Source organism: Phenylobacterium montanum (genome assembly GCF_018135625.1).
Classification (GTDB): domain Bacteria; phylum Pseudomonadota; class Alphaproteobacteria; order Caulobacterales; family Caulobacteraceae; genus Poindextera; species Poindextera montana.
In genome coordinates, this window is sequence record NZ_CP073078.1 from 3,315,215 (window position 1) to 3,331,818 (window position 16,604).

The following is a 16,604-nucleotide window of genomic DNA, read 5'->3' on the forward strand; positions in this document are numbered from 1 at the left end:
CAAGGACCCGACTCCGCCTAAAGAACGGAGCATGAACGCAATTTCCGCCATCCTCGCCGCCGTGGCGGCCATCACCAGCCTGGGCCTCGTGGGCGCCCTCATGGCCCTGGGCCGGGAGCGGGCGCGGGCCGCTGAGCTGGACCGCGGGCTCGCCCGCGCCGAGGAGCGGCTCAGGGCCAGCGAAGCCGGCCAGGCCCAGTTGCAGGAGGCGGTGCGGGCCCAGGCCGCCGCCTCGGCCCAGGCCGTGGCCGAACAGCTGGTGGTCCGCGCCACCGAGACCTTCAAGGCGCAGGAGGAGCAGGCGAAGACCCGTCTCGAAGCCCAGCTCAAGCCCGTGGCCGAGACCCTGGCCAAGTTCCAGGAACAGGTCACCGCCGCCGAAAAGGCCCGCGCCGAGGAGACCGGCGGCCTGAAGGCCCAGATCGCCGCCCTGATGCAGGCCTCCTCCGACACCCAGGCCGAGGCGCGCAAGCTCTCGGCCGCCCTGCGCCGCGGGGCCGGGGTCCAGGGCCGCTGGGGCGAGCAGACCCTGCGCAACGTCTTGGAAGCCGCGGGCCTGTCCAAGCGCTTCGACTTCGAGGAGCAGTTCTCGGTCGACACCGAGGAGGGCCGCCGCCGGCCGGACGTGAAGGTGCGCATGCCCGGCGGCGGAGTGTTCGTGATCGACGCCAAGTGCTCGCTGAACGCCTTCCTGGAGGCGCAGGACGCCGCCGACGAGGCCCTGCGCGAACAGGCCCTGGCGCGCCACGGTTCCAGCGTGCGCCAGCACATGGCAGGGCTTTCGGCCAAGGCCTATTGGGACCAGTTCAAGGACGAGGGCTCGCCCGACTTCGTGGCCATGTTCGTCCCTGGCGACGGCTTTCTGGCGGCCGCCCTTGACCGCGCGCCCGACCTGATGACCGAGGCCATGGACAAGCGGGTGCTGATCGTCACCCCGACCACCCTGTTCGCGCTGTGCAAGGCGGTCGCCTACGGCTGGCGCGTCGAGGAGCAGGCGGCCAACGCCGACAAGATCGCCGGCCTCGGCCGCGAGCTCTACAAGCGCATCTCGGTCATGGGCGGCCATGCCCTGGCGCTCGGCAAGGCGCTGGAGGGGGCGGTCGGCAAGTACAACGCCTTCGCCGCCTCGCTGGAGAGCCAGGTCCTGACCCAGGCCCGCCGCTTCGAGGACCTGGCCGTCGACCACGAGGGCAAGGAGATCGCCGACCTGCCCCAGGTCGAGACCGGCGTCAGAACCCTCTCCAAACTGGCCAGCGACGATGCGCCCGAACTGGCGGCCTTGACGCTGGAAAGCCGCTGACCTACCTCACGAAATCATGGCCATCCGCGACATCCTGATCGTTCCCGACCCGCGCCTGAAGCAGGTCTCCACCCCCGTCGAGGGCGGGGTGACCGACGAGCTGCGCGCGCTGATGGACGATATGCTGGAGACCATGTACGACGCCCCCGGCATCGGCCTGGCCGCGATCCAGATCGGCGTCGCCAAGCGCATCATCGTCATGGACCTTTCCCGCGAGGACGAACCCAAAGCCCCCCGCTATTTCGTCAATCCCGAGATCACCTGGCGCTCGGAAGAGACCGTCCCCTACGAGGAAGGCTGCCTCTCGGTCCCCGAGATCTACGACGAGGTCGAGCGCCCGGCCCGCGTGCGGCTGAAGTACCTCGACTACAATGGCAAGGCGATCGAGGAAGACGCCGAGGGCATGTACGCCGTCTGCATCCAGCACGAGATGGACCACCTGGAAGGGGTGCTGTTCATCGACCACCTGTCGCGCCTGAAGCGCGACCGCGCGGTCAGCAAGGTCAAGAAGGCCGCCCGCGCGGCCTGATTCCACTCAGTTCTGGTTGCTTGTCCGGTTGCGGGCGTCGTCCGCGGCTTGGTGCGCCTTGGCGTCGGCGCTGTCGGCGGCCTGGCGGGCCTTGTCGGCGGTTTCCGCGGCGCCTGCGCGAAGGGCGTTACCCGTATCCTTGGCGGCGTAGTGCAGATCCTGGCCCGCGCGCTTCAGGTCGGGATCCTGGCCGATCTTGTGCGCCTCGGCCTTGATGTCGTGGCCGGCGGCGTCCAGGTCATGCTTGACCGCATCGCCGTCCGAGCGCGAGCAGGCTGCGGCGGCCAGGGCTAGCATCAGGATATACGGAACGGATCGAGCCATACCGGGTCTCCTCCTATAGGTGATTGCAACGGGCCGGCTTGCGGCAAGGTTCCCGGCGCCGCTAAACCCAGCCCATGCGCATCGCCTTCCTCGGCACCCCCGATTTCGCCGTCCCCTCCCTCGCCGCCTTGGCTGAGGCTGGACACGAGATCGCCTGCGTCTATTCCCAGCCCCCGGCGCCCCGCGGCCGCGGCCAGACCCTGCAGCCCTCGCCGGTGCACGCCTTCGCCCTGGCCCACGGCTTTCCGGTCCGCACGCCGGTCTCGATGAAGGACCCGGCCGAGATCGAGGCCTTCGTGGCCCTGAACCTCGACGCCGCCGTGGTCGTCGCCTTCGGCCAGATCCTGGTGGCCGCGGTGCTGGACGCCCCCCGGCTGGGCTGCTTCAACCTGCACGGCTCGCTCCTGCCCCGCTGGCGGGGCGCCGCGCCGATCCAGCGGGCGGTGATGGCCGCCGACCGCCAGACCGGCGTGCAGGTCATGCGCATGACCGAGGGCCTGGACGAGGGCCCGGTGCTGATGGGCGAGAGCGTGCGTATCGACGCCTTGGAGACCGCCGGCTCTCTGCACGACCGCCTGGCCCCGATCGGCGCGCAACTGCTGGTCCGCGCCATGGCCGCGGTCGAGGCCGGCAAGGCCCAGGAGACGCCCCAGCCCGAGGAAGGCGTCACCTACGCCAAGAAGATCCGCCGCAAGGAGACCCGCATCGACTGGACCCAGCCCGCCGCCGAGGTCGATCGCCGCATTCGCGGCCTCTCGCCTTTCCCCGGCGCCTGGACCACCGCGCCGGGCGAGAAGGGTCCCGTGCGGGTCAAGCTGCTTCTGTCCCGTGTCGAAGACGCCGACGGCCAACCCGGCGAGGCCCTGGACGATGGCCTGCTGATCGCCTGCGGCCAGGGCGCGGTGCGAATCCTGCGCGCCCAGCGCGAGGGCCGCGCGGCCCAGGACGCCGAGGCCTTCCTGCGCGGCTTCCCCGTCCCAGCCAAAACGCGGCTCGGCTGATGCCCCGCTACCGCCTGCTGGTCGAATATGACGGCCGCCCCTATCACGGCTACCAGGCGCAAGGCGACCTGCCCGCGGTGCAGAGCTCGATCGAGCGCGCCATCAGGGCGTTCTGCGGCCAGGAACTGCGCCTCCAGGCGGCCGGCCGCACCGACACCGGCGTCCACGCCACCGGCCAGGTGCTGCACTGCGACCTGGACAAGGACTGGAAGCCGGACGTGGTGCGCGACGCCCTGAACGCCCACCTGGTCCCAGAGCCGATCGCGATCCTGGAGGCGAGCCTGGCCGAGCCCGGCTTCCACGCCCGCTTCTCCGCCACTGGCCGCCGCTACCTCTACCGGATCCTGGCTCGCCGCGCCCCGCCGGCTCTGGACAAGGGCCGGGTCTGGCATTTCCGCAAGCCCCTCGACGCCCAGGCCATGCATGCCGCCGCCCAGATCCTGGTCGGCCACCACGACTTCACCACCTTCCGCGACCTGCAATGCCAGGCCAAGTCGCCGATGAAGACCCTGGACGAGGCCCGGGTCTGGCGCGAGGGCGAACAGGTGCTCTTGACCTTCGCCTCCCGCTCCTTCCTGCACCGCCAGGTCCGCTCCATGACCGGGAGCCTGGCCGAGGTCGGCGTCGGCCGCTGGACCGCGGACGACCTGCGCGCGGCGCTGGAAGCGCGAGATCGCCGCGCCTGCGGGCCAGTGGCGCCGGCGGAGGGGCTGTACCTGACGGGGGTGGAGTATGGGGCGCGGGCTGCGACCGGAGAGGGGGAGTAGGCGCCCGCCTCAGTTCGGCCGACCGTAGCCCTCGCCCAGAAGAAACCCGCGGATCCATTCCGCCACGCGCTCGCGGTCGTTGGGGCCGGCCAGGCTGGCGATCGCCGCGTCGGCCTGCTCGTCGGTGTAGCGCACGCCGCGGCGGGCCTCGATCAGGGCCTTGGCGAACTCGGGGTCGAACTCGGGGTGCCCCTGGAACGAGATGGCGCTGCCGTCCTCGTAGGCCAGGCCGGCATAGGGTGTGAACGCGCTGGTCAGGCTGACCCGGCAGCCCGGCGGCAGTTGCACCACCTGGTCCTGGTGCGAGACGGCGATGCGCACTTCCTCGGCGGCGTCCATCCAGGGGCCGCGCTCTTCCACGCCATAGCGGTGCAGGCCGACGCCCCAGCCCTTGGGCGACTTGATCACCTCGCCGCCGAAGGCCTTGGCCAGGATCTGGTGGCCGAAACAGACCCCCACCAGCCGCGCCCGGCCGCGCGCCGCGCGCAGGAATTCGACCAGGGGCTGGATCCAGGGCAGGTCTTCATAGACCCCGGCCGGGGAGCCGGTGATCATATAGGCCTCGCAGGCCTCGATACTGGGCGGGGCGCCCTGGACCACGTCGAAGGTCTTGGCCTCGAAACCCGGACCGACCAGGTCGCACAGCATGGCGGGGAAGTCGCCGAACTTGTCCTTCAGCGCGTCCGGGGCCGTCCCGGTCTGCAAGATCCCCAGCTTCATGGCTGGCTCCTCGGGTCCTGGCGATTGATTCGTCGCCAGCCTCGAGTTTGCACAGCAGTCGTATACGGATGGTGAGCGGCATGGTTGGCCGCCGTTCATCCAGCGCGGCATTGCGTCACGGACAGGCGTTTCGACCGGGTCGACGCCAATCCTGTGGGCGCCCTTCCCCCGTCCCGGTGTTTGATGCTTAAGCTCGCCGCCATGCAGAGGGGAGAATCGCGGATGTCCTTGGCGGCTGAGCTGCGCGGGATGGACCGGCATCAGTGGAGCGCGGTGACCGCCAGCTTCCTGGGCTGGACCCTGGACGCCTTCGACTTCTTCCTGATGGTGTTCATGTTCAGCGCCATCGCCAAGGAGTTCCACTCCAGCGTGCCGGCGGTGGCCATAGCCAGCACCCTGACCCTGGCGGCGCGTCCGTTCGGGGCGCTTTTCTTCGGCATGCTGGCGGACCGGTTCGGGCGCAAGCCGATCCTGATGATCGACATCCTGCTCTATTCGGTGATGGAGTTCGCCTCGGCCTACGCGCCGACCCTGACGGCCTTGCTGTTCCTGCGCTGCCTGTTCGGCTTCGCCATGGGCGGGGAGTGGGGCATAGGCGCGTCGCTGGTGATGGAGTCGATCCCGCCCAAGGCGCGGGGGTTTCTGTCCGGGGTGCTGCAGGAGGGCTATGCGGCCGGGTACCTTTTGGCCTCGCTGGTGTTCTATTTCCTGTTCGATCGCATCGGCTGGCGCGGCATGTTCATGGTCGGCCTGGCCCCGGCCCTGATCATCGTCCTGATCCGCTTAGGGGTGAAGGAATCGCCGGTGTTCGAAGCGCAAGCGCGGGCGAGCGCCGGCGCCACAGCTCGCCGCAGCCTGCCGGCCATGCTGGGCCTGGGGCTGCTGGCGCTGGGCGTCTCGGTGGGGCCGGCGATCGTCGGCGCGCTGGCGGGTCCGCTGGACAAGAACGCCATGCTGTACTGGGTCTATTTCGTCGACGCGCCGATCGCGCTCTGCGGCCTGTGGGTCTTCCGCAAGCACTGGAGGATGGCGCTCTACTGCGTGCTCCTGATGACCGCCTTCAACTTCTTCAGCCACGGGGCGCAGGACCTCTATCCGACCTTCCTGACCAAGCAGCACCACCTGGACACCCAGGCCACCGGGCTCCTGACCATGCTGGGCAATGTCGGGGCGATTGTCGGCGGCCTCGTCTTCGGCGCCTGGTCAGAGCAGCTCGGCCGGCGGCGAACCATGGTCATCGCCGCCCTGCTGGGCGTCCTGGTGATCCCGCTATGGGCGTTCTCGCACACCATCCCGCTCCTGATGCTGGGCGTAGTGCTGATCCAGGTCAGCGTCCAGGGCTCCTGGGGGGTGATCCCGGTGCATCTGAACGAGCTGTCGCCGGCCGACGCCCGCGGCGCCTTTCCCGGCTTCGCCTATCAGCTCGGCAACATCCTGGCCTCGGGCTGCATCGTCTGGCAGTCGCAGATCGCCGAGGCCCGCGGCGGCGACTACGGCTTCGCCCTGGCCCTGGTGGTGGGGATCGTGGCGGTGGTGATCGCCGGCCTGACCCTGTTCGGGCCCGAGCGCCAGGGGGTGGATTTCGTGACGGCGGACTGAGGCGAGGTTAGGCGCCCCTCAAACCGCCTCGCAGCGCTCGCCCTTGTTCTGCACCGCCAGCCATTTGGCCAGAGGGGCGAAATAGTCGGTGATGGCGCTGGCGTCGATATCGTCCTCGCCGGTGAAGGTCTTCAGGGCCTCGGGCCAGGGGCGAGACTGGCCAAGCTTCAGCATGGCGGCGAACTTCTCGCCCACAGCCTTGTTCCCATAGACCGAACAGCGGTTCAGCGGCCCTTTCCAGCCGGCCTGACGGCAGGCGGCGCGGTAGAACTGGAACTCGTAGATGTCGGCCAGGAAGTAGCGGGCGTAGGGCGTGTTGTCGGCGACGTGGAACTTGGCGCCCGGATCGAAGGCGTCGGCGGGCCGCGGCGCCGGCGGGGCCATGCCCTGATACTTGCGCACCAGGTCCCACCAGGCGTCGTTGTAGTGGTCGGGGGTGACCTGGCCCGAGAACACCTCCCAGCGCCATTTATCGACCAGGTAGGCGAAGGGGAGGATGGCCACCTTGTCCAGCGCTATCTTGAGCAGATAGGGGATGTCGGCGTCGGTCCCGGGCACGGTGTCGATCAGGCCGACCTGCTTCAGATAGTCCGGCGTCAGGGCGTTCAGGCCGGCGAAGTCGCCGATCGCCTCATGGAAGCCGTCATTGGCTCCGCCCTTGAACAGGAACGGCTGATCGGCATACGCCCGCTGGTACATGTTGTGCCCTAGCTCGTGATGGGCGGTGTAGAAGTCGTCGGCGGTGACGGTGAAACAGGCCTTGATCCTGAGGTCGTCCTTGTTGTCGACATCCCAGGCCGAGGGGTGGCAGACCACCTCGCGGTCGCGCGGCCGGGTGATCATCGACCGCTCCCAGAAGGTCTGCGGCAGGGGCGCGAAGCCGAGGGATTGGTACCAGCCCTCGCCGGTCTTTACGATCCGGGTCGCGTCGTAGCCCTGCTTGACCAGGTTGGCGGTCAGGTCATAACCCAGGCCGGTCCCGCCCTTGGGCTGAACGATGTCGTAGATGTCGCCCCAGGCCTGACCCCACATGTTGCCGGTGAGATCGGCGCGGATCGGGCCGGTGCGTGGCTGGACGGCGTCGCCGTAGCGCTCGTTCAGCCGGCCGCGGACATAACAGTGCAGGCTCTTGTAGAGGGGCGCGACCTGGCCCCACAGCCGGTCCATCTCGCCGCCGAACCTGTCCGGCGGCATGTCGTACCAGGAGCGCCACAGGGCGCCGGTGTCGGCATAGCCCAGCGCCTTCGAGCCCTGGTTGGCCAGGGCGACCAGCTTGACATAGTCGTCCTTCATCTTCGGCGAGACGGTGCGCCAGCCCTCCCACAGGGCCTTGGTTTCGGCCGGGTCGCGCGAGGTGCGCAGGATGTCCTGCATGTCGTCGAGCGTCAGGGTCTTGCCCTGATAGGTGAACTTGCCGGTGGAATAGAGGGTGTCGAGGTCAGCCTGCAGGTCCGCCAGTTCCTTGGCCGCGCCCGCCCGCGCCGGCGCCGGCAACACCACCGCCTGTTCCAGCAGATAGAGCTTGCGGCGGGTGACCGGATCGACTTCCACGTGGTCGAACCGGGCCGCCTGTTTCGCGTACTTGACCGCGGCCTCGGTGTTCTCGGCGTTGGCCTTGGCCGCCAGCCAGTTGCTGTCGGCGTTGATATAGGTCGCCTGCACCCAGCCGGCGTGGGCGCCATATTCCGACAGGGCGGCCAGATCGGCTTCCGCGGCATCGACGAAGGCCTTGGCCTCGGCCGCGGTGGGCGGGGCGTCGGCGGCGGCGATGGGAGAGGCGAGGGCGCAGGAAAGAGCAGCCGCAGCACAGGCGGCCAGAAGCTTGGATTTCATGGTCTCGGCGTTCCAGGGTTGGGCGAGGACGTGAAACAGGTCCGTTTCCCTCATGGGTAGCGCCCTGCGATGGGCCGTCAAGGCTTGCCCGGGCTGGACTTCAGCCCGCGCGCGGCCGAAAGAAGGGACATGGACGAGACGCTGAACGCCGACGTGATCATCGCCGGGGCCGGCATGGCCGGCGCCACCCTGGCGCTCGCCCTGCACCAGGGCGGGCTGAAGCCGGTGCTGGTGGATCCGCAGCCGTTCTCGGCCCAGCTGGAGCCGACCTTCGACGGGCGCTCCTCGGCCATCGCCTTCTCCTCGTTCCGCGCCTGGGACGCCATCGGGGTGGGCGACCGGATGCGGCCGGACGTGCAGCGGATCGAGCAGATCCTGGTCACCGACGGCCACAAGCCGGGCGCCTCCACCGGCGGGGTCGGGCCGTTCTTCCTGCGCTTCGAGGCGGCCGAGATCGCCGACCGCGTGCACGGCGAGCCCCTGGGCTACATGGTCGAAAACCGCCGCACCCGCACGGGTCTGGCGCAGGCGATCGAGGCCGCTGGCCTGACCGTGCTGGCCCCGGCCCGGGTCGAGGGGGTGGAGACCACAGGCTCCGGCGCGAACGTGCGCCTGGCCAATGGCCGCATCCTGACCGCGCCGCTGGTGGTGGGGGCCGAGGGCCGCGGCTCGGCAGTCCGCAAAGCCGCGGGCATCGGGACTATCGGCTGGGACTATCGCCAGACCGGGGTGGTGGCGACCCTGAAGCTGGAGCGGCCGCACCACGGGGTGGCGCACGAATATTTCCTGCCCTCCGGCCCCTTCGCCATCCTCCCCCTGACCGAGAACCGGGTCAGCCTGGTCTGGACCGAGAGCAACCGCGCCGCCGCCGCGCTGAAGGCGGCCTCGCCCGAAGCCTTCCTGTCCCTGCTGCGCCGCCGCTTCGGCGATTTCCTGGGGAGGATCGAGCTGACCGGGCCGGTGTTCGTCTATCCCCTGTCGCTGCAGCTGGCCGAGCGGACCACGGCGCCGCGCACGGCCCTTCTGGGCGATGCCGCGCACGGGGTGCATCCGATCGCGGGCCAGGGGCTGAACCTGGGCCTAAGAGGCGCGGCGGCCCTGGCCGAGGTGCTGGTCGACGCCGCGCGGCTCGGCGAGGATATCGGCTCGCCCGCGGTGCTACAGCGCTACGCCGCCTGGCGCCGCTTCGACACCCTGACGCTTAGCGCCGGCATGGACGGCTTCGTCAGGCTATTCTCCAACGACCATCCGCTGGTGCGCCTGGCCCGCGGGGTGGGCATGGCCGCGGTCAACCAGGTCGGCCCGGCCCGCCGCTTCTTCATGCAGGAGGCCGGCGGCGCGGTCGGCGACCTGCCGCGGCTGTTCCGGGGCGAACTGCTTTAGCCTGCCTCAGCGCGACAGCCCCTCGCGCTCAAGCCGCTTCAGATAGTCCGCCCACAGCCGCTCGCGCCCCTGGCCGAGGCGGTAGAGCTCGTCCCAGCTGTAGAGGCCGGTGTCGTGGCCGTCGCTGAAGCGGATGCGCACGGCGTAGCGGCCCACGGGCGTGAGGTCGGTCACCGAGACCCCCTGCTTGCCGCTGACGCAGCGCCCCGGCCCTGCGCCATGCCCGCGGTCGGCGGCGCTGGGGGTCATCACCCGCAGGTATTCGGCCGGCAGGTCGAAGGCAGCGCCATCGTCGAAGCTGGCGGTGAGCACGTCCGTGCTGCGCTTCAGCCTGAGCTCGATCGGCCAGGGACGCGGGGCGCTCATTCGTCGTCGCCGAGGGCGCGGGCCTCCTCGGCCAGCATCACCGGCACCCCGTCGCGCACCGGGTAGGCCAGGCGCGCGGCGCGGCTGACCAGCTCGCCGCGATCGCGATCATAGGTCAGCGGGCTGCGGGTCAGGGGGCAGACCAGCACTTCCAGAAGGCGCGGATCGACCTCATGGACCAGCGCCAGGGGCGCCGCGTCGTCGGCGAAGGGATCGGGGGTTTCGGGCATTCAGGCGTCCTATTGCAGCCAGTGTGGGTCGTCGTCGCCAGATCGGTCGGCGGCGTCGATCTCCATCAGGGCGATCAGGGTCTCGCGCCGCTCCTCGAAAGCCACGGCTTCCAGAAGGGCTTGGCGCTCGGCCGGCTCGAAGGGCAGGGCCATGGACAGGCTGTTGACCAGGGCCTCGGCCGGGGCGTCCTTGGCCGTGTCCCAGTCGACGTCCAGGCCGCGCCGCTCCAGAAACGCCTTCAGCGCGGCCAGGAAACGGATGCGGTCGAAGCCCTCGTCGTCCACCAGGGGCTTCAGGTCTTCGACAAACTCGGCGTAGTTGGCGCGGACCTGGCGATAGGGCAGGCGCCCGGCCAGCTCGTTCGCCACCCGGAAGCGGCAAACCCCGGTCAGGGTGATCAGGTAGCGTCCGTCCGAGGTCTCGGCGAAGCTGGTGATGCGCCCCAGGCACCCGACCGCCGCCAGGGCCGGCAGGGCGGGCGAGCCGCCGGCCGGCTGGATCATGCCGATCATGCGCTCGGCGGCCATGGCGTCGTCGATCATGTTCAGATAGCGCGGCTCGAAGATGTTCAGCGGCAGCTGGGCGTGCGGCAACAACAGCACGCCGCCCAGGGGGAACACCGGGATCACCTGGGGCAGATCGCCTGCCTTGATCGCGCGGCCGGCGGCCATGGCTTTACGAGAACAGGATCGAGGACAGGCGGCGCCGGCCCTTCTTGGCCACATCCGAGGTCGGACCGGCCGCCTCGAAGATGGTCAGGAGCTGCTTGCGCGCAGCCTCCTCATTCCAGGTGCGGTCCTTCTCGATCAGGGTCAGGAGGTGGTCAGCCGCGGCGTCCATGCGCCCCTGGGCCGCCAGCACCTTGGCCAGTTCGAAACGCGCCTCGTGATCCTCCGGGTCGGCGGCCAGGCGCTTTTCCAGCGGCCCGGCCTCGCCCTGGGCCTCAGTCGCCAGCGCCAGGGCTGCGCGCACGCTGTCCAGCTCGGCGTCCTTCGCCCCGGCTGGCGCCATGTCCACCACCTCCTGCGCCCGCTCGGCGTCGCCGCCGGTCAGGTAGCAGCGGGCGAGGCCGGCGATGGCCTTGACGTTCTCCGGCTCCATCTGCAGGGCCTGGGCATAGGCCTGGGCCGCACCACCGATGTCGCCGACCTCGAGAGATTCCCTGGCCATCTCCAGCACCTGGTCCAGGTCCGAAGGCTCGCCGGGGCCGGTCAGCCGCTCGATGAAGGCCTTGATCTGGCTGTCCGGCACCGCGCCCATGAAGCCGTCAACCGGCCGCCCGCCGACGAAGGCGTAAACCGTGGGGATCGACTGCACGCGCAGCTGGCCGGCGAAGCTGGGGTTCTTGTCGACGTCGATCTTGACCAGCTTGACCGCGCCCTTGGCGGCGACGACGGCCTTTTCCAGCGCCGGGGTCAGCTGCTTGCAGGGGCCGCACCAGGTGGCCCAGAAATCGACGATCACCGGCTGGGTCTTGGACGCCTCCAGCACATCGGCCACGAAGGTGGCGTCCGAGCCTTCCTTGATCAGGTCGCTTTGCGAGGGCGCGGAGGTCTTTTCTCCGAGCATGGGCATCAACTCCGGGCGGACAGGGGTCTTAAAGGACGGGGCCTAACATGGTCCGGTCGGCGGCCTGCTGCAACGCGCCTGGACCACAAATCGAAGGCGCGGACTGACCGAAGTTCAGCCGGATACCAGCGTCGCCGGTTCGGCGCTGAAATCCACAACGATCGGCTCGACGCCGACGGCCTTCAGGAAGGCGAGGAAACCGGCCTTGGACACGGCCGTGGTGGCGGTGTTGACCAGGGGATGGAAGTTGACCAGATCGTGCTGCAACAGGCCCGCGTCCAGCACGAAGGTCACCTTGTGCTCCGGATCGTTGATCAGGGCGAAGGCGGTGACCGAGCCGGGGGTCACGCCCAGGGTCTCCTGCATCAGCTCCGCATTGCCGAACGACAGCCGCGCCGAGCCGATGGTCTTGTGCAGGGTCTTCAGGTCGATGACCGAGTCGGCCAGGGCGCTGATCAGCCACAGCCGCCCCTTGGCGTCCTTCAGGAACAGGTTCTTGGTGTGGCCGCCCTTAAGCCTGGCCTTCAGCTCCGGCCCCTCCTCGACGGTGAACACCGCTTCGTGCTCCAGGGTGACGTGGTCGACGCCATGGGCGTCGAAGAAGGCGAACAGGTCTTGGGGCGTTGTGGTCGGCATGGCCGCTTCCTAGCGGCCCCGGCGCCCTAGGTGAAGCCCCGGCGGACTTTACGGCCCCCGCCCGGCGCCGTTAGGAACAACACACGGACCTTGAGGAACCGCGACGATGAAGCTCGAATGTTTCGCCACCACCCAGCGGCCGCCGGACATCGTGCCGGGCCGGCCGCAGCGCGCCTGGATGGAGAAGTTCGACGAGCGGCACCCCTACCGCTGCCTGCCCCTGACCATGGCCAACACCACCGGCTGGGAGATCCTCTGCCCGATGGCCTTCACCGCCACCTGGAACGGCGGCAATCACCAGAACGACATCACCCTGGTCCCGGACGTCCCGCACCCGGACTTCCACGATTTCGTGGTCTCGCACTTCTCGACCGGGGTCCTGACCTTCCATCCCGGCTACCTGTTCCGCACGCCGGAGAACTGGTCGATGTGGGTGATGGGCCCGCCCAACCACATCAAGGACGGCATCCAGCCCCTGATGGGCCTGGTGGAGACCGACTGGCTACCCTTCCCCTTCACCATGAACTGGCATTTCACCCGGCCGGGCGAGGTGCGCTTCGAGCGCGGCGAGCCGTTCTGTTTCATCACCCTGGCCCAGGACAAGCCGATCGAGGAGTTCGACGTGGTCCAGCGCTCGCTGCAGAGCGAGCCGGACCTTCGGGCCCAGTACGAGGCCTGGGGCAACCGCCGCACCGAGTTCAACAAGCGCCTGGCCAAGGGCGACGAGGCCACCATCAAGGAGGCCTGGCAGCGGTTCTATTTCCGCGGCGAAATGCCCGACAACACCGGCCCGAACCCCAAGACCCACGTCAACAAGCGCCGCCTCAAGGCCCCGCGCTTCACCCGCTGAGAGCCGCGCCGCCTTCAGCAAGGCCGCGGCGAAAAAGCCGCGCGACCCCGCTTGCCAAGCGCGCCGGCCTCTGCCATAAGCCGCGCTCCTCGCGAGGGTCGCTTCGGCCCTCGTCGATGCGGGCGTAGCTCAGGGGTAGAGCACAACCTTGCCAAGGTTGGGGTCGGGCGTTCGAATCGCCTCGCCCGCTCCATTTCTCCAAAAGAAATGCAGCGATCAAAGCGGTCCTTCGGGGCCGCTTTTTGCTTTCTGTCGCCCTATTCCGCCGCCGTCAGCCGCCGGGCGCCTTCCTCGGCGCGCTGCTTGAAATTGATGCCCTGCAAAAAGCGGATGCCCTCGTCGGCGATGGCGTCACCGGGCATGGAGAGGCCCTGGGCGGCCAGTTCGTCCATGTCGACGAAGCCGGCGTAGAAGCCCCGGGTGCGCTCGGTGATCAGGTGCGCGTTGAGCAGGGTCTTGACCAGCACGCGGAAGGCGTTGGTCTCGCCGCGCATCTTGCGGTTGGGGTCGCGGTTGCGGCGCATCTCCTCGAAGCCGTCCAGCACCCGCTCGGGGTCGAGGCCAAAGGCTTCGTAGACCGGCGCGTGCTGCTGGGGGCCGCCCTGGTTGATGAGCAGGGCCTGGCAGCAGTGCGCCGCCCAGTCCTCGACCACGCAGCGTTCGGCCTCGGTCATCTGCGGCACGGTGCGGTCGGCCCAGATCTTGCCGAACTTGTGGTGGAAGGCCTCGTCGGTCATCACCAGCTGGAACAGCTTTTTGGCCAGTGGGTCGGCGTTGTAGCGGAAGCCGTTGGCGAAGGCGCCCATGGCCAGGCCCTCGACGATCATCTGCATGCCGATGATCTTCTTGTAGACCTCGGGCGAGGCGATGATCTCGACGAGGAGGGCCTTCAGCACCACCCCGCATTCGGTCGGCCGGCCCCAGCGCACCTTGATGTACTTGGCGAAGGCGGTGACGTGACGGGCCTCTTCCCGGGTCTGGTTGGCGGCGTATTCCTGGGCCCCCTGATCCTTGAGCACATGGCACAGCGAGGCCGAAAGGTTCAGCGCCCCCTGCTCGCCGTGCAGGATCGAGGAGAAGCCCCAGAGCTGCATGTGGTTGATGAAGGCGACCCGCTGCTTGGGATCGCTCAGCGCTTCCGAGACATAGGGGATGCGAAGGGCCATGACGTGGTGGTCGGGGACCATGGCCACGTTTTCCAGGTCGAAGGGGGTGTCGAAGTCGATGTACTTGGGGTCCAGCGGGTCCCAGAAATGGTCGTGGGTCGCCGAGATGATCTTATCGAAACAGGTCGAGCGGGCGCCGTAGCGGTCGAGCTCGAGCATGGACTCGAAATCGTCCGGGGCCACAGCCTCATAGACCATGTCCTTGGTGATGTTGCCGTCGGCCATTTTCGGCTCTCCAGGCGGGCTCGTCCCTGAGTTATCACTGTCCACCTGTACCCGATCGCCGTCAATCGGCGCGCCGGTCGGCGAGGATCATTAAGCAAGTTTAATCCCCGCCGGCCGGCCGTCCGTAGACGCGCGTTTCGCCGTAGCGTATGCCCGCGACCAAACTTGGCCGCGCGAGTGCGAGCCAAGGCGCCACCATAGAGGGGCCTTTTCATGAAACGCACCGCGCTGACCGCGCTGGCCACTGTTCTCCTGCTCAGCGCCGCCCCCGCGGCCTTCGCCACCCACGCCTACGCCGACGACATGGACGGCAAGGGCGAGGCCGCCGCGGCGGACAAGAAGGACAGCCAAGAGGAAAAGATCGACGCGGCCACCGCTCGCGCCCCGATCGACGAGCAGGCCTCGACCACCAGCCACACCATCCAGGTCCACGGCCAGACCCTGGCCTACAAGGCGACCGCCGGCACGCTGACCATCCGCGACGACGACGGCAAGCCGGTCGCCAGCCTGTTCTATGTCGCATACGCCCTGGACAACCCCAAGGGCGGGCTGAACCACCGCCCGGTGACCTTCCTCTACAATGGCGGCCCAGGCTCCTCGAGCATCTGGCTGCACATGGGCTCGCTTGGCCCCATGCGGGTCAAGACTTCGAGCCCCGACCACATGGGCTCGGCGCCGTTCAGCTTCGGCCCCAACGAAGACACCCTTCTGGACAAGACCGACCTGGTGTTCATCGACGCCATCGGCACCGGCTATTCCCGGCCCCTGGGCAAGACCGAGGCCAAGACCTTCTGGGGCGTGGACCAGGACGCCGACGCCTACGCCAAGGCGATCAGCCGATACATCCTGCTGAACGGCCGCACCAACTCGCCCAAGTTCCTGTTCGGCGAATCCTACGGCACCACCCGCTCGTCGGCCCTGGTCTACAACCTGCACCAGCGGGGCGTGGACATGAACGGGGTCACGCTGCTGTCCTCATGGCTGAACACCGCCGCCAGCGAACCCGGCTTCGACCTGAACTACGCCGAATATCTGCCGAGCTATGCGGCGACCGCCTGGTTCCACAACAAGATCGCCAACAAGCCCGCCGACGAGGCCGCCTTCCTGGCCGAGGTCCGCGCCTGGGCCGCCGGCCCCTACGCCGCGGCCCTGTTCAAGGGCGACGCCATCAGCCCTCAGGAGTTCGACCAGGTCGCCCAGCAACTGGCCGCCTATACCGGCCTGCCGGTGGACTATGTGAAGAAGGCCAAGCTGCGGGTGAACCTGGAACGCTTCCGCCGCGAACTGCTGCGCGACCAGGGCCGCATCACCGGCCGCCTCGACAGCCGCTACCTCGGCCAGGAAGAGGACACCGCCGGCGAGGCCACCAGCTACGATCCCGCCGATACCGCCATCTCCGGCGCCTTCGTCGGGGCGGCGGGCGACTACATCACCGGCGAGCTGAAGTTCAAGACCAACCTGGAATACCGCCCCAGCTACTACAAGGCGGGCGAGGCCTGGGACTTCCACCACGCCATCGTCAACGGCGGCGGCCAGAAGGCCAATGTCTCGCCGGTCTATCTCGACCTGGCCCAGACCATGCGCGAGAACCCGCACATGAAGGTGTTTTCGCTGAACGGCTGGTACGACCTGGCCACGCCGTTCTTCGAGACCGAGTACGACCTGGACCACATGCTGCTGGACCCGGCGATCAAGGCGAACCTCTCCTACGCCTACTATCCTTCGGGCCACATGGTCTATCTGAACCCCGACGCGCTGAAGCAGATGCACAGCGACCTCGCCCGGTTCTACGACATGGCCGCCCCGCAGTAGGGTTGTCCTGGCGCGGAGGGGCTTGGAGCCAGGCCTCTCCGCGTCTAAATTGAGCGCCATGAACGCTTATGACCGAGACCTCGGCGGGTCCGACCTCGCCGTCCTGCACTATGGCGACGGCGAATACGCGGTGATCAAGGCCGGGCGCTACGTGGTGTGCGCCGTGTCGGGGGCCAAGATCCCGCTGGACGCCCTGCGCTACTGGAACCCCGAGGCCCAGGAAGCCTATGCCGGGCCGGAACAGGCCCTGGCCCGCTGGCGCGAGCTGCACCCGGCCGAGAAGGGCTGAGCGC

18 protein-coding genes and 1 tRNA gene are annotated in these 16,604 nt (G+C 68.7%); 10 read left to right on the forward strand and 9 right to left on the reverse strand.

Going from position 1 to position 16,604, the window contains the following annotated elements; genetic code table 11:
* The first annotated feature begins 31 nt into the window (after nt 1–31).
* Nucleotides 32–1,300 carry a DNA recombination protein RmuC gene (locus KCG34_RS14860; protein ID WP_211936428.1) on the forward strand — a complete coding sequence of 423 codons (1,269 nt, stop codon included), beginning with the start codon at nt 32–34 and terminating at the stop codon, nt 1,298–1,300.
* Nucleotides 1,301–1,316: 16 nt separating this feature from the next.
* On the forward strand, nt 1,317–1,829 hold the full coding sequence (gene def, locus KCG34_RS14865; protein WP_211936429.1) for a peptide deformylase: 513 nt from the start codon (nt 1,317–1,319) through the stop codon (nt 1,827–1,829).
* A 6-nt stretch (nt 1,830–1,835) separates the two neighbouring features.
* Here def and KCG34_RS14870 read toward each other — a convergent pair whose 3' ends face one another.
* Nucleotides 1,836–2,153: a hypothetical protein gene (locus KCG34_RS14870; RefSeq protein WP_211936430.1), complete on the reverse strand. Its 318-nt coding sequence runs from the start codon at nt 2,151–2,153 to the stop codon at nt 1,836–1,838.
* A gap of 74 nt (nt 2,154–2,227) precedes the next feature.
* On the opposite strand from KCG34_RS14870, the gene fmt reads away from it, so the two are divergent.
* On the forward strand, nt 2,228–3,154 hold the full coding sequence (fmt, locus tag KCG34_RS14875) for a methionyl-tRNA formyltransferase (RefSeq protein ID WP_211936431.1): 927 nt from the start codon (nt 2,228–2,230) through the stop codon (nt 3,152–3,154).
* The gene (gene truA / locus KCG34_RS14880) at nt 3,154–3,921 is read left to right on the forward strand and encodes a tRNA pseudouridine(38-40) synthase TruA (protein ID WP_211936432.1); all 768 of its coding nucleotides are present in this window, start codon (nt 3,154–3,156) and stop codon (nt 3,919–3,921) included. Before fmt ends, truA begins: the two co-directional genes overlap by 1 nt.
* A 9-nt stretch (nt 3,922–3,930) precedes the next feature.
* Here the strand turns inward: truA and KCG34_RS14885 are convergent, their stop codons facing one another.
* Nucleotides 3,931–4,641 carry a glutamine amidotransferase-related protein gene (locus KCG34_RS14885; RefSeq protein WP_211936433.1) on the reverse strand — a complete coding sequence of 237 codons (711 nt, stop codon included), beginning with the start codon at nt 4,639–4,641 and terminating at the stop codon, nt 3,931–3,933.
* Between the two features lie 222 nt (nt 4,642–4,863).
* On the opposite strand from KCG34_RS14885, the gene KCG34_RS14890 reads away from it, so the two are divergent.
* Nucleotides 4,864–6,240, forward strand: a complete 1,377-nt coding sequence (locus KCG34_RS14890; RefSeq protein WP_211936434.1) for an MFS transporter — start codon at nt 4,864–4,866, stop codon at nt 6,238–6,240.
* 18 nt (nt 6,241–6,258) lie between these two features.
* On the opposite strand, the gene KCG34_RS14895 is transcribed toward KCG34_RS14890, so the two are convergent.
* Entirely contained in the window at nt 6,259–8,127 is a 1,869-nt protein-coding gene (locus tag KCG34_RS14895) for a M2 family metallopeptidase (protein ID WP_367576000.1), read from the reverse strand.
* Between the two features lie 75 nt (nt 8,128–8,202).
* On the opposite strand from KCG34_RS14895, the gene KCG34_RS14900 reads away from it, so the two are divergent.
* Entirely contained in the window at nt 8,203–9,456 is a 1,254-nt protein-coding gene (locus KCG34_RS14900; protein WP_211936435.1) for a UbiH/UbiF/VisC/COQ6 family ubiquinone biosynthesis hydroxylase, read from the forward strand.
* A 6-nt stretch (nt 9,457–9,462) separates the two neighbouring features.
* Here the strand turns inward: KCG34_RS14900 and KCG34_RS14905 are convergent, their stop codons facing one another.
* The 5 genes from KCG34_RS14905 to KCG34_RS14925 all read right to left on the reverse strand — a co-directional run bounded on the left by KCG34_RS14905 (nt 9,463) and on the right by KCG34_RS14925 (nt 12,258).
* Nucleotides 9,463–9,822 (reverse strand): gamma-butyrobetaine hydroxylase family protein, encoded by a 360-nt coding sequence (locus KCG34_RS14905; protein WP_211936436.1) that lies wholly within the window; start codon nt 9,820–9,822, stop codon nt 9,463–9,465.
* On the reverse strand, nt 9,819–10,052 hold the full coding sequence (locus KCG34_RS14910) for a Trm112 family protein (RefSeq protein WP_211936437.1): 234 nt from the start codon (nt 10,050–10,052) through the stop codon (nt 9,819–9,821). The genes KCG34_RS14905 and KCG34_RS14910 overlap by 4 nt, the downstream gene beginning before the upstream one ends.
* A 9-nt stretch (nt 10,053–10,061) precedes the next feature.
* Nucleotides 10,062–10,724, reverse strand: a complete 663-nt coding sequence (locus tag KCG34_RS14915; protein WP_211936438.1) for an LON peptidase substrate-binding domain-containing protein — start codon at nt 10,722–10,724, stop codon at nt 10,062–10,064.
* A gap of 4 nt (nt 10,725–10,728) precedes the next feature.
* Nucleotides 10,729–11,628, reverse strand: coding sequence for a thioredoxin family protein (locus KCG34_RS14920; RefSeq protein ID WP_211936439.1), 900 nt, complete (start codon nt 11,626–11,628; stop codon nt 10,729–10,731).
* A 108-nt stretch (nt 11,629–11,736) separates the two neighbouring features.
* Nucleotides 11,737–12,258 carry a prolyl-tRNA synthetase associated domain-containing protein gene (locus KCG34_RS14925; RefSeq protein ID WP_211936440.1) on the reverse strand — a complete coding sequence of 174 codons (522 nt, stop codon included), beginning with the start codon at nt 12,256–12,258 and terminating at the stop codon, nt 11,737–11,739.
* A gap of 106 nt (nt 12,259–12,364) precedes the next feature.
* Here KCG34_RS14925 and KCG34_RS14930 point away from each other — a divergent pair, with 106 nt between their 5' ends.
* Together KCG34_RS14930 and KCG34_RS14935 are read left to right on the forward strand one after the other, a co-directional pair.
* The gene (locus KCG34_RS14930; protein WP_211936441.1) at nt 12,365–13,108 is read left to right on the forward strand and encodes a DUF6065 family protein; all 744 of its coding nucleotides are present in this window, start codon (nt 12,365–12,367) and stop codon (nt 13,106–13,108) included.
* 118 nt (nt 13,109–13,226) lie between these two features.
* Nucleotides 13,227–13,301 (forward strand) — tRNA-Gly (locus KCG34_RS14935).
* A gap of 64 nt (nt 13,302–13,365) precedes the next feature.
* Here KCG34_RS14935 and KCG34_RS14940 read toward each other — a convergent pair.
* The gene (locus KCG34_RS14940; protein ID WP_211936442.1) at nt 13,366–14,499 is read right to left on the reverse strand and encodes a ferritin-like domain-containing protein; all 1,134 of its coding nucleotides are present in this window, start codon (nt 14,497–14,499) and stop codon (nt 13,366–13,368) included.
* Nucleotides 14,500–14,712: 213 nt separating this feature from the next.
* Between KCG34_RS14940 and KCG34_RS14945 the strand changes: the two genes are divergently transcribed.
* Nucleotides 14,713–16,311 (forward strand): S10 family peptidase, encoded by a 1,599-nt coding sequence (locus KCG34_RS14945; RefSeq protein WP_211936443.1) that lies wholly within the window; start codon nt 14,713–14,715, stop codon nt 16,309–16,311.
* Between the two features lie 58 nt (nt 16,312–16,369).
* Nucleotides 16,370–16,600: a DUF2093 domain-containing protein gene (locus tag KCG34_RS14950; protein WP_211936444.1), complete on the forward strand. Its 231-nt coding sequence runs from the start codon at nt 16,370–16,372 to the stop codon at nt 16,598–16,600.
* The last annotated feature ends 4 nt before the right edge of the window (nt 16,601–16,604 follow it).

Bases quoted from the DNA above. Each gene is read 5' to 3' on its own strand.
- KCG34_RS14930 (WP_211936441.1), top strand. From the start codon at position 12,365: ATGAAGCTCGAATGTTTCGCCACCACCCAGCGGCCGCCGGACATCGTG.
- KCG34_RS14900 (WP_211936435.1), top strand. From the start codon at position 8,203: ATGGACGAGACGCTGAACGCCGACGTGATCATCGCCGGGGCCGGCATG.
- KCG34_RS14910 (WP_211936437.1), bottom strand. From the start codon at position 10,052: ATGCCCGAAACCCCCGATCCCTTCGCCGACGACGCGGCGCCCCTGGCG.
- KCG34_RS14895 (WP_367576000.1), bottom strand. From the start codon at position 8,127: ATGAGGGAAACGGACCTGTTTCACGTCCTCGCCCAACCCTGGAACGCC.
- KCG34_RS14940 (WP_211936442.1), bottom strand. From the start codon at position 14,499: ATGGCCGACGGCAACATCACCAAGGACATGGTCTATGAGGCTGTGGCC.
- KCG34_RS14870 (WP_211936430.1), bottom strand. From the start codon at position 2,153: ATGGCTCGATCCGTTCCGTATATCCTGATGCTAGCCCTGGCCGCCGCA.
- KCG34_RS14860 (WP_211936428.1), top strand. From the start codon at position 32: ATGAACGCAATTTCCGCCATCCTCGCCGCCGTGGCGGCCATCACCAGC.
- KCG34_RS14945 (WP_211936443.1), top strand. From the start codon at position 14,713: ATGAAACGCACCGCGCTGACCGCGCTGGCCACTGTTCTCCTGCTCAGC.
- KCG34_RS14905 (WP_211936436.1), bottom strand. From the start codon at position 9,822: ATGAGCGCCCCGCGTCCCTGGCCGATCGAGCTCAGGCTGAAGCGCAGC.
- KCG34_RS14885 (WP_211936433.1), bottom strand. From the start codon at position 4,641: ATGAAGCTGGGGATCTTGCAGACCGGGACGGCCCCGGACGCGCTGAAG.
- KCG34_RS14925 (WP_211936440.1), bottom strand. From the start codon at position 12,258: ATGCCGACCACAACGCCCCAAGACCTGTTCGCCTTCTTCGACGCCCAT.
- KCG34_RS14920 (WP_211936439.1), bottom strand. From the start codon at position 11,628: ATGCCCATGCTCGGAGAAAAGACCTCCGCGCCCTCGCAAAGCGACCTG.
- def (WP_211936429.1), top strand. From the start codon at position 1,317: ATGGCCATCCGCGACATCCTGATCGTTCCCGACCCGCGCCTGAAGCAG.
- KCG34_RS14890 (WP_211936434.1), top strand. From the start codon at position 4,864: ATGTCCTTGGCGGCTGAGCTGCGCGGGATGGACCGGCATCAGTGGAGC.
- KCG34_RS14950 (WP_211936444.1), top strand. From the start codon at position 16,370: ATGAACGCTTATGACCGAGACCTCGGCGGGTCCGACCTCGCCGTCCTG.
- KCG34_RS14915 (WP_211936438.1), bottom strand. From the start codon at position 10,724: ATGGCCGCCGGCCGCGCGATCAAGGCAGGCGATCTGCCCCAGGTGATC.
- fmt (WP_211936431.1), top strand. From the start codon at position 2,228: ATGCGCATCGCCTTCCTCGGCACCCCCGATTTCGCCGTCCCCTCCCTC.
- truA (WP_211936432.1), top strand. From the start codon at position 3,154: ATGCCCCGCTACCGCCTGCTGGTCGAATATGACGGCCGCCCCTATCAC.